We start from the raw sequence: 14,704 nt of genomic DNA on the forward strand, positions 1-14,704 counted from the left end.
GCCAGGCCTCAGCATTTTATTATGGTGATCCCCTGGGCGAAATGCGCCTGGTAAGCAGAGTTTTTGAAATGTAAGGCCTTTGAATAAGACAAAAGGCTGCCTCATCGCTAACTTTGCAACAGTGCCAGTTTTATTACGAACGTGTTTTGGGTGGACAACGGAAAACATATTTCATCGAAAGACCAAAAAAAGAAAAAACACTTCCTGTTGTGATGAGTGAAGAAGAAACCATTCGGGTACTACGCGCTATTGAAAACGTGAAACACAAGGCTATTCTGATGACTATTTATTCGGCAGGTTTGCGCATTTCTGAATGTATAAACCTGAAAATAAAAGACATTGACTCCAAGCGCATGCAAATTCGTATAGAACAGTCAAAAGGAAAAAGAGATCGTTATACCATTTTATCTGAGAAAACATTAATTATTTTAAGAACATACTTTATGGAATATAAACCAAAAGATTATTTATTTGAAGGTCAAAAAGGTGGCGCATACTCAAGCCGAAGTATTCAAAACATTTTTAAAGCAGCTGTTTTAAAAGCAAAGATTCAAAAGGAAGTTACTGTACATACCTTACGACATAGCTTTGCAACGCATTTGCTTGAGAATGGTACGAGTTTACGTTATATTCAATCGTTGTTAGGTCATTCAAGCAGTAAAACAACTGAGGTTTATACACATATTACCACCAAGGGAATGGAACAATTAAAAAGTCCGATGGATTTGTTAGATATATAGAAAGGATTTGTATATTTGAGCAAAACTTAACAAAAAGCACTATGAATATAAATCCTTTTGAGAGAGTAGAAACGAACGGTAAACGGTTGAAAACGGATTTGTCACTGATAATGAAAGGTTTAGCAAAATAAGATATAGTGGATATATACGCCATTTGGCGTATAGCCACTTGTTATGTGCCATTTTTGAATGACAATGCGAATAGATACAGACAAACAAATGAATTTACTTAGTGATAAGAACGTTGCAATAATTGGTGGTGGACCCGTTGGACTGACTATGGCAAAATTATTACAGCAAAACGGCATAGACGTTTCAGTTTACGAAAGAGACAACGACCGAGAGGCAAGAATTTTTGGTGGAACCCTTGACCTACACAAAGGTTCAGGTCAGGAAGCAATGAAAAAAGCGGGATTGTTACAAACTTATTATGACTTAGCCTTACCAATGGGTGTAAATATTGCTGATGAAAAAGGCAATATTTTATCCACAAAAAATGTAAAGCCCGAAAATCGATTTGACAATCCTGAAATAAACAGAAATGACTTAAGGGCTATCTTGTTGAATAGTTTAGAAAACGACACGGTTATTTGGGATAGAAAACTTGTTATGCTTGAACCTGGTAAGAAGAAGTGGACACTAACTTTTGAGAATAAACCGAGTGAAACAGCAGATTTGGTTATTCTTGCCAATGGTGGAATGTCGAAAATAAGGAGCTTTGTTACCGACACGCAAGTTGAAGAAACCGGTACTTTCAACATCCAAGCTGATATTCTTCAACCGGAAATAAACTGTCCCGGATTTTTTCAGCTATGCAACGGCAACCGATTAATGGCGGGACATCAGGGCATTTTATTGTTTGCCAATCCCAATAATAATGGTGCATTGTATTTAGGAATTAGTTTTAAAACGCCCGATGAATGGAAAAATAAAATTCCCTTAGATTTTCAGGACAGAAACAGCGTTGCCGATTTTTTATTGAAAAGATTTTCCAAATGGAGTGAAGTTTACAAACAATTAATACGTTCGGTATCAACATTTCAATGCTTGCCCACAAGGAAATTTCCTTTGAACAATGATTGGAAAAGTAACCGTCCATTACCCATAACAATGATTGGCGATGCTGCTCATTTGATGTCGCCTTTTGCAGGACAGGGTGTAAATACGGGATTATTGGATGCTTTGATATTGTCTGAAAACCTTACAAACGGAGAATTTACAAGTATTGAAAATGCCATCGAAAACTACGAACAACAAATGTTTGTTTATGCAAAAGATACGCAGGACGAATCGACAGAAAACGAAACCGAAATGTTTAGTCCCAATTTTTCGTTTCAAAAATTATTGAATCTATAAACAGTAAGAAAAAACGGCTACTAACAAGCAGTTTTGCAATAGTGGGCAGAAGTGCAAAATTGAACTTGTGTGCTTCTATCAACTTTTGTACATTAGCTGCCAGTTTAAGATGGGTGCATTTGAGTATGCCCAAAGGAGCCCGCAAGTATGCGCAGGACGAAGCCAGTAGCCGCGCCGATGGTGGCGCGGGTCTATCTGCGCGTCAGCACCGACGCGCAGGACTTGGAACGCCAAGAGGCGATCACTACGGCCGCGAAGGCCGCCGGCTACTACGTCGCCGGCATCTACCGTGAGAAGGCATCCGGCGCACGCGCCGACCGGCCTGAGCTGCTGCGCATGATCGGCGACCTACAGCCCGGCGAGGTGGTCATTGCCGAGAAGATCGACCGCATCAGCCGCCTACCTTTGCCCGAGGCCGAGCGCCTGGTGGCCTCGATACAGGCCAAAGGCGCACGCCTGGCCGTCCCTGGCGTGGTCGATCTATCCGACCTGGCGGCCGAGGCCCAGGGCGTCGCCAAGATCGTGCTGGAAGCCGTGCAGATCATGCTTTTTCGCCTGGCCTTGCAGATGGCCCGCGACGACTACGAGGACAGGCGCGAACGCCAGCGCCAAGGCATTGAGTTGGCCCGCCAGGCCGGGCGGTACAAGGGCCGCCGTGCTGATCCGAAGCGCCGCGCCCAAGTTGTCGCGCTGCGCAAGTCCGGCTACAGCATCAACAAGACCGCCGAGCTGGCCGGGTACAGTGCGGCCCAGGTGAAACGGATATGGGCCGAGGTCAGCCAGGCCGAAGCGAAGCAGCACGGCGCGTTCGTGGAGGACGCATTGACGGAAGCCGATGCCCTGGCCGCTGTCGGCCAGGATGAGCGCCAGGAGGAAAGGGCATGAAGAAGCCGAACCAAGACGACGAGCCGTTTTTCATCACCGAGGAGATTGCGGCCGAAATGATCGCCGGCGGCTATGAGTTCGAGCTGCCGCCCATTCCTTGCACCATCCGCCTACGCGACGTGCTGGAGCGCATGACCGATGCTGAGCTAGCATTGCAGCCGGGCGAGATCGCCGACCAGGAGCGTGAACGCTGCCGGCGCAAGCCGTGTTCAACCTCATGATCTGGTCATGGTATTTTTCATGGCACTGAGCCTGATAGTTCTTGCAAATTGTTGTCACTAAAGGGTTTTGTGTGCTTGTTTACAATCGAGTGGGAGTGACGGGCACTGGCTGGCAATGTCTAGCAACGGCAGGCATTTCGGCTGAGGGTAAAAGAACTTTCCGCTAAGCGATAGACTGTATGTAAACACAGTATTGCAAGGACGCGGAACATGCCTCATGTGGCGGCCAGGACGGCCAGCCGGGATCGGGATACTGGTCGTTACCAGAGCCACCGACCCGAGCAAACCCTTCTCTATCAGATCGTTGACGAGTATTACCCGGCATTCGCTGCGCTTATGGCAGAGCAGGGAAAGGAATTGCCGGGCTATGTGCAACGGGAATTTGAAGAATTTCTCCAATGCGGGCGGCTGGAGCATGGCTTTCTACGGGTTCGCTGCGAGTCTTGCCACGCCGAGCACCTGGTCGCTTTCAGCTGTAAGCGTCGCGGTTTCTGCCCGAGCTGTGGGGCGCGGCGGATGGCCGAAAGTGCCGCCTTGCTGGTTGATGAAGTACTGCCTGAACAACCCATGCGTCAGTGGGTGTTGAGCTTCCCGTTTCAGCTGCGTTTCCTGTTTGCCAGCCGGCCCGAGATCATGGGGTGGGTGCTGGGCATCGTTTACCGCGTCATTGCCACGCACCTGGTCAAGAAAGCGGGCCATACCCACCAAGTGGCCAAGACGGGCGCGGTCACCCTGATCCAGCGTTTTGGATCGGCGCTCAATCTGAATGTTCACTTCCACATGCTGTTTCTCGACGGTGTGTATGTCGAGCAATCCCACGGCTCAGCGCGTTTCCGCTGGGTCAAGGCGCCGACCAGCCCAGAGCTCACCCAGCTGACGCACACCATCGCCCACCGGGTGGGTCGCTATCTGGAACGGCAAGGCCTGCTGGAACGGGATGTCGAAAACAGCTATCTGGCCTCGGATGCGGTGGATGACGACCCGATGACACCCCTGCTGGGGCACTCGATCACTTACCGTATCGCTGTCGGTTCACAGGCGGGGCGAAAGGTGTTCACTTTGCAAACTCTGCCGACCAGTGGTGATCCGTTCGGTGACGGGATTGGCAAGGTAGCCGGGTCCAGCCTGCACGCCGGCGTGGCGGCCAGGGCCGATGAACGCAAGAAGCTCGAACGGCTGTGCCGGTACATCAGCCGCCCGGCGGTATCCGAGAAGCGGCTGTCGTTAACACGAGGCGGCAACGTGCGCTACCAGCTCAAGACGCCGTACCGGGACGGCACCACGCACGTCATTTTCGAACCATTGGATTTCATTGCAAGGCTGGCCGCCCTGGTACCGAAGCCCAGAGTCAACCTAACCCGCTTCCACGGGGTGTTCGCACCCAACAGTCGGCACCGGGCGTTGGTCACGCCGGCAAAACGGGGCAGGGGCAACAAGGTCAGGGTGGCTGATGAACCGGCAACACCAGCACAACGGCGAGCGTCGATGACATGGGCGCAACGGCTCAAGCGTGTTTTCAATATCGACATCGAGACCTGCAGCGGCTGCGGCGGCGCCATGAAAGTCATCGCCTGCATTGAAGACCCTATAGTGATCAAGCAGATCCTTGATCACCTGAAGCACAAAGCCGAAACCAGCGGGACCAGGGCGTTACCCGAAAGCCGGGCGCCACCGGCTGAGCTGCTCCTGGGTCTGTTTGACTGACGAGCCTGAAGGCCAACGATACCAATCAAAATGCTGCGTTCACAGCGCCGCGGCAGGGATCCGCCGTGCTGGTTGTCGGAAAAGGAGCCGCTAGTGGGAAAGAGGAGGGTAAATTTTCAGCGTTGCTGGCTCCCCGTCAGCCGGATTGGGTTGCATCGCAGGGGTGTCGAAAGAGTCAACTGCGGTCCAAAGCTGTTGGACTTGGGTGAAAAGGGCGTTTATTCTTCCTATACGTGAACCGCATCCTACGGAATGAGTAACCCTTGCCCTATTGTGAGTAGAACGTCGTATAATTCAAACGAAAGCAGTTAATAGGTATGAAATATCACAGCACAAAAGAGCGACAGGACATGTTTAGATGATGTTATTATAAAATAATAACATCATGGATGAATAAAAAATAATTTTCTATCTTTACAACTATGTTATACTTCTATGATAAGGCTATGATGGCAAAGCCTTGGTTTTCCTAATCAAATAGTCGCCGAGATGGCTTCAATGCGACAGTAGGTCTACTGTCTCACAATTAATTCATGTATCAGATTTTTGTTCCCTGATGGGAAGTGTTATCCATACGAAAAGAATATGGGTAAAGTGTTACACCTGTATATGACATTCAGAATGTCCTGTCGGGGGAACTGGTACCAATTTAATAAAAGAAAACAGTATAGAAATGACAATCGAAGATATGCAAACATTAGCCCTAGAGCATGGGCTGAGAATTTCGGAAGAGATGAGCGTCAATGAGATGGGCATCGACTTTAGAGTTGCCTTTGTAAAGGAAGTAAACGGTGAGAACTGGGTACTCCGTATACCTCGAAGAAGCGATATGCTTGAACAAATCGAAAATGAAAGTAGAATATTGGATTTAGCCAAAAGAAACCTGTCGATCAATGTCCCTGATTGGAAAATTGTATCGGAGCGCCTAATAGCCTACCCTTTACTGGAGGATGCGCCTGCTCTGACATTCGATGCGATAACACATGAGGTTTCTTGGAACATAGATCGCGATAGCATAGCTTATGTGGAGTCTCTGGCAAAATCATTGGCCGAATTACATCGTATTACAGCTGACGATGTGAGAAAGAGCAACTTGAAAATAATGACTCCAAGTGAATTGAGGACCGAAATAGCTGACCGTATCCACTTGGTGAAATCTGAGATAGGTATCAGCGAGCCGTTGGAAAACAGATACCGTAGATGGTTGGACAATGACCCTTTGTGGCCTGAATTCACTTGTTTCATCCATGGCGATCTCTATGCAGGGCATGTCTTAACCTCGAAGGAAGGTAAGACCTCTGGTATCATAGATTGGTCTACTGCGCATATGGGTGATCCTGCACTGGACTTTTCTGGTCACGTATCGGTTTTTGGAGAGGATAGCCTGAAGAGTTTGATAACGGAGTATGCTAAACAAGGCGGAACGATATGGGATAGGCTCTACGAACAATCTATAGAGAGGGCTGCTGCAGCTCCATTAGCATATGGCGCTTTTGCGGTAGAGTGCAACGACGATAATCATATCAATGCCGCCAGAGCAGCCTTAGGTATTGTTCAATAAAATGATGTGAGGATACTTTTTTAAATGCTAAAATAGGAGTTCGATTGGTGCCACTTAAGAGTATCATTGATTTCTATTTTAGCCAGTATCCTCCACTTTTAGGAGCTCCTCGAAACTCGATTTTATGATCATCTCTTAAGATTTTGAGCCACCGCTCTACTATCTTGACAGGAACTAATAGCTCGTTTACTAAAAATGGTGCACGCTTTCCTGGATTAGTTCTTATCTGATTAAATAGTAGATTTACTCCCTCACTTACTCCCTCATTAGATTCGAAAAGTAGCTTTGATGAGACAATAACTCGAAAACCGTGCTGGAAATTTTCAAAGACAGGGGGACGCAGACCATAGGATGCGAAGCCTTCTTGGATTCGTTTGATGCCTGACCCATATTTTTCAATAAAATGCGCTTCTTTGAACGTGGCAGATATCCTTTTATTGCGCGCCCATGGCGAGTAATCTTCACGAAGAAGCTGATCAATCGTTAAGTTATCAGCTAAACCACCTGGATTGAAAAACTCTATGGAATTGTAATACACCCTGATTATGGAATCGGCAAATTAATTTGGACTTGGGTGAAAAGGGCGTTTATTCTTCCTATTACGTTGTCGGCAGCGGGCCAAAAAGGAATACGTCCATGCCCATCGAGGTGAAACCGGCTGTGAGCGCGGGTTCAAGCATATAGCCCGACAGGCGCGTATCCTTGCCGATCACGACACGATGGCGGTGGTCACCGCGACGAAAGACACGGCCAGCCGCCATGCCGACGCGCAAGGCGGTTTCCGCCGTCATCGCGCCTTCGTTGGCTTTGCCACGAATACCGTCTGTGCCGAAATATTTGCGCACCATAAGGTCGATTATCCTGTCGTCGGGTCGCCCTCAAAGGGGACATGCCTGCTGAACCGCGAATATAGAGAAATATCCCGAATGTGCAGTTAACGAATTCTTGCGGTTTCTTTCAGCGCCGCCAATACCGCCAGCCCGTCGCGCAAGGGGCGCGGCTCGTGTGTGCGGATGAAGTCAGCTCCACCTGCGGCGGCGGCAAGCTCTGCAGCGAGTGTCGCGGCCCCGACATCCCCCGGACCACGGCCTGTGAGCGCGCGCAGAAAGGATTTGCGCGAAACAGACAGAAGCACCGGCAAATCGAAGCGCAGCCGCAATTCATCGAACCGCGCCAGCACCGAGAGCGAGGTTTCGGGAGCAGCCCCCAGAAAAAACCCCATGCCGGGATCAAGGACAAGGCGGTTGCGTTTGATACCGGCACCCGTCAGCGCCGCGATGCGCGCGTCAAAGAACGCCGCAATGTGATCCATGATGTCGCCAGCGGGTGCCTCGCGCCGATCTGCCTGCCCGTCTTGCACCGAATGCATAACGACGAGTTTGGCAGATGATTTCGCCAATTGCGGATAGAACGCAGCGTCTGGAAAACCGCGAATATCATTGAGATAGGCCACACCACGCGACAAGGCATAGGCTTGCGTCGCGGGTTGATAACTGTCGAGCGAGACGGGAATGCCATCTGCCTTGAGCGCGTCCAGCACCGGCGCGATACGCGCGATTTCTGTGTCGGACGAAACAGGCGCGGCGTCGGGATTGCTGGATGCCGGACCGAGGTCGATCACATCTGCCCCCTCGGCCATCAGCTTACGCGCCTGCGCAATGGCTGCGTCTGGCGCCAGATACCGGCCTCCATCGGAGAAACTGTCCGAGGTTATGTTGACGATGCCGAAAATGATGAGCGATTTATTCATGGGGGCTTCTATAATAATCTCTGTACACGACAAAAATAGATAACTCATTGAAATAATGTCACAATAATTGTTTTCTAACGACGAATACTATGACACATCTCAATGAGTTATATCTTATCTTAAACAAATCTCTAAAATGGAACAAGTCACATTTAAAGTGCTTTGCGCTCATCATGCTTGTGATTATTTTAAAGCAAACATGTAATCTTTCTTCTGCATCTAAAGCCTTGCCCATCAAGTGTTTACCACAATCATTTTATCGACGTATGCAGCGCTTCTTTGCAGGTCAGTATTTTGATTATCGTCAAATTTCTCAGTTGATTTTCAATATGTTTTCATTCGACCAAGTGCAACTGACTTTAGATAGAACCAATTGGAAATGGGGAAAACGAAATATTAATATCCTGATGCTCGCAATCGTTTATCGTGGAATAGCGATACCTATCCTTTGGACATTGCTTAATAAACGTGGAAATTCAGATACGAAAGAGCGTATTGCTTTGATTCAACGCTTTATAGCCATTTTTGGTAAAGACCGTATTGTGAATGTGTTCGCAGACAGAGAGTTTATCGGTGAGCAGTGGTTTACATGGTTAATTGAACAAGACATCAACTTCTGCATTCGTGTTAAAAAAACTTCATTGTCACCAATCATTTAGGAAAGAATCATAAAATTAGTGATTTATTTCGCCATCTTAAAGTTGGTCAAATTGAATGTCGTAAACGACGGATTTTGGTTGGTCGGGTGAAACTATATATAAGTGCACTACAGTTAGAAAATGGAGAGCTTTTACTCGTCGTTTCTCCTCAGTTTAATGCCAATGCTATTCAGGATTATGCATTACGCTGGGAAATTGAAACCTTATTCAGTTGTCTCAAAGGACGCGGGTTTAATCTTGAAAATACGCGCTTGACAGACCCTAGACGAGTGAAAAAATTGATTGCGGTGTTAACTATAAGCTTCTGTTGGTGTTACTTAACGGGTGAATGGCAACATAATCAAAAAAAAGCGATAAAAATAAAGAAGCATGGACGACTCTCAATGAGTTTATTTCGCTATGGTTTAGACTATGTTCAAATGGCGATTCAGCGTTTAATTGGTTTTGGGAAAAAAGAAGAGTTTAAGGAAATTTTGGCAATTTTAAGAAAGCAGAATCCTGATAGGATAAGGGTTCTGTGAAATTTGTCGTGTACAGAGTATAATAATAATAATCGAGCATGAGTCTCATACGGATGCTCGGGTCGAAAGGGAATCCCCAGGCGAGTAACCTGTTTGCGGTGATCCATTAGCTGCAGGAGCAGAATAGCATACATCTGGAAGCAAAGCCAGGAAAGCGGCCTATGGAGCTGTGCGGCAGCGCTCAGTAGGCAATTTTTCAAAATATTGTTAAGCCTTTTCTGAGCATGGTATTTTTCATGGTATTACCAATTAGCAGGAAAATAAGCCATTGAATATAAAAGATAAAAATGTCTTGTTTACAATAGAGTGGGATATGTGGAGTCGATTAGTCCAATTTCTCGGTCAAAGCCCAAGGCCTTTTCGGCATTAACCAAGAGTCTGCTTAAGCACAATTTTCTGGTGGGTAATCATAACTTTTGCCTCATTTGTGATGGATTGATCTATCTTGATTCTACTGAATCGGATCATCGGATTGCCAAAGCCGTAGGTGGGCAAGGTGTTCTAGAGAATGGTCTGCTGGTTCATCCCATCTGTAATAGGATGAAATCAGATCTGAGCCTGGAAGAGATTAGAGCGGATTTGTTTGGTGAATTACTGTATTAATCAACAGAGCGATGAGCTCATTTTTGCAGAAGTATCAATGATTAATCACATGATTTAACTTTTGATACATTCAGCCAATATGGTTATTTTTAATTCAGTCCAGAATCACAACCAGAAACTAGCTGTAGTTTCTGAATGACCGTCAAGGTCCTTAGTTTCGCCCATAGATTCCCTCTGTGGGCTTTTTTTGATCAAAAATTGTATAGATGCTCTAAAATAAACCTTTTAGCATTTCATAAGCAATTAGGATTAAGGCTGAGACCATCAGCACAACAAAAATGAGTTCCACTCTAGTTAACAACTTAGTTCCATTTACTTTTCACTTAATTTATATAGCAGTTAACTCGTAGCATAAATGACATAACATGACATGGAAAATAATCAAAAAGACAGAATTTGGATTTTGATCAGATCTGCATGTTTACATGCTTCTACAGCAGCTTTGAATGTTTCACTTAACCTTTAAACTTTTCTTAAAACTAAATATATTTACATATACATTCTAAAATTTGATAGAATTTATTAAAACTTTAGATTCTAAGTGTAAATAATGAGAAGCGCTAATATTCGACGTGATGGCTACTTAAAATTTCTGAATACATGGCAAGACCGTGATGTCATTAAAGTGCTTTCGGGTGTACGTCGCTCTGGAAAATCCACCTTGTTAGCGATGTTTCAACAAGACCTAAAAGCACAGGGTGTACAAGCCGAAAACATCATTGCTATCAATTTCGAATTTATGGAATTTGAAGAACTCACAGATTACCGTAAACTACATGATTATGTACTGTCTAAAGTTGATAAAAGCAAAAAAAACTATGTTTTTTTAGATGAAATACAACATGTTACCAATTTTGAGAAAGTAGTCGACTCCTTATATGTTCGGGATTATATCGATTTATATATTACAGGCTCAAATGCATTCTTTCTAAGTGGAGAACTTGCGACTTTACTTACAGGACGCTATATCGAGCAACACGTTCTACCTCTGTCATTCCAAGAATTTAAACAGTGGCATATTGAAAATAATCCGATCATCCAACAATTATCCAATCGTGATTTGTATGCCATGTATACGCGCAGTAGTTTCCCTTATACGCTTGCCATGACTAGCCAGCAGGAAACTTATGATTACTTGCAAGCGGTCTATGCCAGTGTAATGTTTAAAGATGTTATTCCCCGTTTGAATACGGCCGATATTAACTCTCTCGAGCGTGTCGCAAGATATTTAGCAAGCGTGACAGGCTCACCCATTTCCATCAATAAAATTAAAAATACCTTTGTTTCAAGTGGGGTTAAGATTTCATTTGAAACAGTAAAACGCTATATTCAGGGCTTACAGGACAGTTTGTTATTTTATAGTGCCGCACAATTTAAAGTACGCGGGCGTGAGTTATTACAATCCTCTGAAAAATACTATTTAGTTGATGTCGGATTGCGCCGGATTATGTTGCCTGATGCTAATGCTGATCAAGGTCATATCTTAGAAAATGTGATTTATCTTGAGCTTGTCAGACGAGGTTATACGGTCTATGTAGGGCGGGTTGATGAATATGAAATTGATTTTGTTGCTGTCGATACTTTACAGAATTTAACTTATTATCAGGTGGCATTAGAAACGCTCAATGAGGAGACACTCAGCCGAGAGTTACGTCCATTACAGAAAATTTCTGATTCGTATCCCAAGTATTTGCTTACCTTAGACACGATAGGGACTGAAGCGAATTATAATGGTATTGTAAAAATGAGTGCTCTCGATTGGTTGCTATCTGAAAATAAGTAAAGTTGAGGGTAGACATGGATACTCTTATTTATTAATTAAAACTCAAAGACTTTTCAGCATCATTCAAGAATGTATTCAAGCATAATTTCTGCTCCAATTGTGATGGATCGATTTACCTCGATTCGATTGAGTCAGACTATCATGATTGAGCCAGAGTCGCTTACTGAAAGTAGCGAGAATTGCGCTGGAGTTTCTGAAGGAAATTAATTCCTTAGTTTGCCCATTCATCCATCTGGGCATTTTTTTTGATCAAAATACAGTGCTGTTCTTGCTAAAAAATGACGGCACCCACCATAAAACACAATATTCCAAAAATAATCCAAGGCCAGATCTTTGTCTTCGGTTGTTCTAAATTCTGAGGATTATATTCCGTGTGTTCTAGCGATGTCGGTTGTGGAACACGGGTCTTTTTAGAGTAAGGCTGGTGTTTAGAGTAAGATAGTCCCGTACCTGGAATACCGACACTGGTTCGCGTACCTTTTTTTCCAATATTTAGAGAAGCACCAGGTTTGCCAATGCTGGCACTGCTGATGCCTTTATGGGTCAGATTAATTTTAAAACCCGGGAATAATTTAATACTTTTACGAAATCTAAAACCCATATTGCTCTCATTCTAAAACTTAGCTCAATTCACGCGCTATACCAGGATCCATGATCTGCTAGAGATCGTACTTTGACGGCTATCATCAGGATACTAGTATATTTTTTATCTGGTGATTGCAATACTACCTTTAAATACCGTCAAAAATGTTTACTGTATATTTGCTGTAGGGTAATCTTAAAACTGCTATTTATTGACTGATTGGTATATGACGACAGATAAGCATGAAGTCCTTCTCAGAATGAGAGCCATTGAACTCCTTGCATACTGGGAAGGTCGTTTGGTTACCAATCGTTTGATGAGCTGGTTTGGGCTGAGTCGACAGCAGGCTTCTGCGGATATCAAGCGTTACAATACGCTGTATAACCCCGATGCCTTGATTCATGACCCCTCCGTAAAAGGCTATGTGCCTAAAGCCAGCTTCCAGCCTGTACTGACTACAGCGCATATCAATGAATATCTCAATATGCTCTCGGGCTTGGTCAGTGAATCGCATGCCCTGATTGCGATGCCAGAACCGAATCTTGCAGCAGTTCAATTACCTGATCGCAGTGTACGTCCTGAAGTGATTCGGGAAGTTTTGCGTGCCTGCCGCAACCAAAGTACTTTAAAAATGATTTATGCCTCGATGCAGAATCCGCAGTGGCATGAACGCATCATTTCCCCACACACCCTGGTGTATACCGGTTTTCGCTGGCATGTCCGTGCCTATTGCCATCAGAGCAAGCAGTTTAAGGACTTTTTACTCTCCAGAATTGATCGCACACCTGTTGTGGTGGCGATTGAGTCAGTAGACCCTGCTCAGGATCAGCAATGGCATGAAGAAATTGTACTGACGCTGATCCCTAATCCAAAATTGAACTCATCACAACAAGCGCTGGTCGAAAAAGACTTCGGCATGCCCGATGGCAGATTACAGATTCCGGTGAAAAAAGCCCTGGCTCACTATACCTTACAGCGATATCAGGCCGCAATCACGCTGGCTGAGGCGGAAGATGCCTTGAAATATCCCTTAGTGTTAAAAGGTTCAGATATCGAAAAGCTGTCGTCTTACCTGTTTGATCAGGCGTCATAAGGAGATTGGCCATGTTAGAGCAATTTCATTATGACAGTGACCTGATTGGTGGCTCCCTGATGGTGCGTGAAAGTCGGCTTATCGCGGATCTGTTATTACGAGAAGCGACTCCAGAACAATGGCATCAGGCAATTCAGATTGACAATATTCTGCAAAAAAGAACGCCTGCTTCAGCTCAACGCAATGCCACCGCTATTCGTAAGCGTCTGGAGCGCTTAGAGCCTGATTTCTGGAAAGCTTTGCGTGATGGGGATGATGAGCTGGCGACCCAGGTGGCTTTTTGTGGGGCACTGGAACGCAACCTGTTGCTGCTTGAGTTTATGGAAACGGTGATGAGGGATGCCTATATCTCCCAGGCGCAATACTTGGACAGTTATATCTGGTCAGACTTTCTGGATGAGCGCTCACAACGCGATCCGGATATCTGCGAATGGAAAGAGTCCAGCAAGAAAAAAATGGGGCAGGTGGTGTTTCGCATGCTGGCAGAAGCCGGTTACTTAAAAAGTACCAGTAAGCTGGAGTTACAGCGCGTGATCGTCAGAGCAGAGCTGCGTAGCCTGTTGGAAGAACATTATAAACAACGCATTAAAAGATCTATGGAAGTGTCGCTATGGACGCGGTAGTTGTAGAGGGGCAGCAATGAGTCAAACAATACATGAGCGTCTGAACCAGATTCCAGAGCGAATACTTTCAACCGAGTTTCTCACCGGTCAAGGGTTGGGCAATGAAATTGGCTTCTGGATTTTTGATTATGCACCTGAAGATGAGTTGAAAGTGCGCGAATATCTGCATTTTCTAGACGGGATGCTGGAGAAAAAACACAGTCAGCTGAAGGTGGTGAATATCAACCTGCTGCAAGCCGTGGTGGATTATCTGGCTGAACGTAACTTCATCGATAAAGCCATTCAAATGCAAAAAGCCAAAGGCGATGAGGCGCTGCTCAAAGCGCTGAAAGGCCCACTGCATATGGATAAGTTCGCGCCCTATCTGGTGAGTAAATATGCCACCAATGCGCAAGATATTGTGTTGATGACTGGGGTAGGGTCGGTTTGGCCACTGTTACGTGCCCATCACTTATTAAACAGTTTGCATTCGTTACTGGGGCATAAGCCAGTGGTGCTGTTTTACCCAGGTTATTACGACGGTCAAGCGATGAGTTTATTTGGAAAAATTCCAAGCAATAATTACTACAGAGCATTCAGATTAGTGCCTTAACACGGCAAATAGAAATAAGAATTCGGGGGA

The 14,704-nt window shown here is 45.4% G+C and carries 15 protein-coding genes and 1 pseudogene; 12 read left to right on the forward strand and 4 right to left on the reverse strand.

The features are described from left to right. The first annotated feature begins 146 nt into the window (after positions 1-146). From FTU22_RS14485 to mph, 6 genes are all read left to right on the forward strand, one after another. Positions 147-740 carry a tyrosine-type recombinase/integrase gene (locus tag FTU22_RS14485; protein ID WP_205779272.1) on the forward strand — a complete coding sequence of 198 codons (594 nt, stop codon included), beginning with the start codon at positions 147-149 and terminating at the stop codon, positions 738-740. A gap of 189 nt (positions 741-929) precedes the next feature. Next, a complete protein-coding gene (locus FTU22_RS14490) occupies positions 930-2,096 on the forward strand; it encodes a tetracycline-inactivating monooxygenase Tet(X3) (protein ID WP_024160783.1) in 1,167 nt (388 codons plus the stop codon). Between the two features lie 147 nt (positions 2,097-2,243). Further along, positions 2,244-2,981, forward strand: coding sequence for a recombinase family protein (locus FTU22_RS14495; RefSeq protein WP_001366550.1), 738 nt, complete (start codon positions 2,244-2,246; stop codon positions 2,979-2,981). Beyond that, on the forward strand, positions 2,978-3,202 hold the full coding sequence (locus FTU22_RS14500; protein ID WP_000743213.1) for a hypothetical protein: 225 nt from the start codon (positions 2,978-2,980) through the stop codon (positions 3,200-3,202). Before FTU22_RS14495 ends, FTU22_RS14500 begins: the two co-directional genes overlap by 4 nt. 210 nt (positions 3,203-3,412) lie before the next feature. Next, the gene (locus FTU22_RS14505) at positions 3,413-4,906 is read left to right on the forward strand and encodes an IS91-like element ISVsa3 family transposase (protein ID WP_001120888.1); all 1,494 of its coding nucleotides are present in this window, start codon (positions 3,413-3,415) and stop codon (positions 4,904-4,906) included. A gap of 673 nt (positions 4,907-5,579) precedes the next feature. Beyond that, entirely contained in the window at positions 5,580-6,467 is an 888-nt protein-coding gene (mph, locus tag FTU22_RS14515) for an Mph(E)/Mph(G) family macrolide 2'-phosphotransferase (RefSeq protein WP_071830579.1), read from the forward strand. Positions 6,468-6,540: 73 nt separating this feature from the next. On the opposite strand, the gene FTU22_RS14520 is transcribed toward mph, so the two are convergent. The 3 genes from FTU22_RS14520 to sul2 all read right to left on the reverse strand — a co-directional run bounded on the left by FTU22_RS14520 (position 6,541) and on the right by sul2 (position 8,217). Further along, on the reverse strand, positions 6,541-7,005 hold the full coding sequence (locus FTU22_RS14520; protein ID WP_071830580.1) for an ATP-binding protein: 465 nt from the start codon (positions 7,003-7,005) through the stop codon (positions 6,541-6,543). Positions 7,006-7,066: 61 nt separating this feature from the next. Further along, on the reverse strand, positions 7,067-7,315 hold the full coding sequence (locus tag FTU22_RS14525; protein WP_071830581.1) for a phosphoglucosamine mutase: 249 nt from the start codon (positions 7,313-7,315) through the stop codon (positions 7,067-7,069). A gap of 86 nt (positions 7,316-7,401) precedes the next feature. Next, the gene (sul2, locus tag FTU22_RS14530; RefSeq protein WP_001043260.1) at positions 7,402-8,217 is read right to left on the reverse strand and encodes a sulfonamide-resistant dihydropteroate synthase Sul2; all 816 of its coding nucleotides are present in this window, start codon (positions 8,215-8,217) and stop codon (positions 7,402-7,404) included. Between the two features lie 89 nt (positions 8,218-8,306). Between sul2 and FTU22_RS14535 the strand changes: the two genes are divergently transcribed. The 3 genes and pseudogenes from FTU22_RS14535 to FTU22_RS14545 all read left to right on the forward strand — a co-directional run bounded on the left by FTU22_RS14535 (position 8,307) and on the right by FTU22_RS14545 (position 11,783). Beyond that, a protein-coding gene (locus FTU22_RS14535; protein ID WP_120366390.1) for an IS4-like element ISAba1 family transposase occupies positions 8,307-9,397 on the forward strand; the annotation gives its coding sequence in 2 pieces (ribosomal slippage) (positions 8,307-8,847 and positions 8,847-9,397; 1,092 coding nt in all). 291 nt (positions 9,398-9,688) lie between these two features. Beyond that, positions 9,689-10,000 (forward strand): annotated as a pseudogene (locus FTU22_RS14540) (HNH endonuclease signature motif containing protein); the annotation flags it as partial. A 550-nt stretch (positions 10,001-10,550) separates the two neighbouring features. Further along, positions 10,551-11,783 carry an ATP-binding protein gene (locus FTU22_RS14545; RefSeq protein WP_001255534.1) on the forward strand — a complete coding sequence of 411 codons (1,233 nt, stop codon included), beginning with the start codon at positions 10,551-10,553 and terminating at the stop codon, positions 11,781-11,783. A gap of 271 nt (positions 11,784-12,054) precedes the next feature. Here FTU22_RS14545 and FTU22_RS14550 read toward each other — a convergent pair whose 3' ends face one another. Then, positions 12,055-12,384, reverse strand: a complete 330-nt coding sequence (locus FTU22_RS14550) for a DUF4236 domain-containing protein (RefSeq protein ID WP_000506885.1) — start codon at positions 12,382-12,384, stop codon at positions 12,055-12,057. A gap of 208 nt (positions 12,385-12,592) precedes the next feature. On the opposite strand from FTU22_RS14550, the gene FTU22_RS14555 reads away from it, so the two are divergent. The 3 genes from FTU22_RS14555 to FTU22_RS14565 are packed head-to-tail and all read left to right on the forward strand — an operon-like array spanning position 12,593 to position 14,674. Next, positions 12,593-13,459 carry a WYL domain-containing protein gene (locus FTU22_RS14555; RefSeq protein WP_159153678.1) on the forward strand — a complete coding sequence of 289 codons (867 nt, stop codon included), beginning with the start codon at positions 12,593-12,595 and terminating at the stop codon, positions 13,457-13,459. An 11-nt stretch (positions 13,460-13,470) separates the two neighbouring features. Next, positions 13,471-14,082: a DUF1819 family protein gene (locus FTU22_RS14560; RefSeq protein WP_159153677.1), complete on the forward strand. Its 612-nt coding sequence runs from the start codon at positions 13,471-13,473 to the stop codon at positions 14,080-14,082. Between the two features lie 16 nt (positions 14,083-14,098). Beyond that, positions 14,099-14,674 (forward strand): DUF1788 domain-containing protein, encoded by a 576-nt coding sequence (locus FTU22_RS14565; RefSeq protein WP_002010699.1) that lies wholly within the window; start codon positions 14,099-14,101, stop codon positions 14,672-14,674. The last annotated feature ends 30 nt before the right edge of the window (positions 14,675-14,704 follow it).

This window comes from Acinetobacter sp. YH12076, from assembly GCF_013419525.1.
Taxonomy (GTDB): domain Bacteria; phylum Pseudomonadota; class Gammaproteobacteria; order Pseudomonadales; family Moraxellaceae; genus Acinetobacter; species Acinetobacter amyesii.